Here is a 308-nt window from a genome sequence, read left to right as displayed (position 1 = left end):
CTGGAGCGGATCACGTACGCCAACGAGGAGAACGGCTACACGGTCGCCCGGGTCGACACCGGCAGAGGTGCGGGGGACCTCCTCACGGTCGTCGGCGCGCTGCTCGGCGCCCAGGTCGGCGAGTCCCTGCGGATGGAGGGCCGTTGGGGCTCCCACCCGCAGTACGGCAAGCAGTTCACGGTGGAGAACTACACGACCGTCCTCCCGGCCACCGTCCAGGGCATCCGCCGCTATCTCGGCTCCGGCCTGGTCAAGGGCATCGGCCCGGTCTTCGCCGACCGCATCACCCAGCACTTCGGGCTGGACAC

1 pseudogene is annotated in these 308 nt (G+C 70.1%); it reads left to right on the top strand.

Annotated elements, in window-relative coordinates:
• A pseudogene (locus tag KUM44_RS28545) lies at positions 1–308 on the top strand (ATP-dependent RecD-like DNA helicase); the annotation flags it as partial.

The sequence above is a fragment of the Streptomyces sp. AC550_RSS872 genome, from assembly GCF_019049285.1.
Classification (GTDB): domain Bacteria; phylum Actinomycetota; class Actinomycetes; order Streptomycetales; family Streptomycetaceae; genus Streptomyces.
Note: the sequence above shows the minus strand (reverse complement) of the source record. Positions and strands in the feature narration are given on the sequence as shown.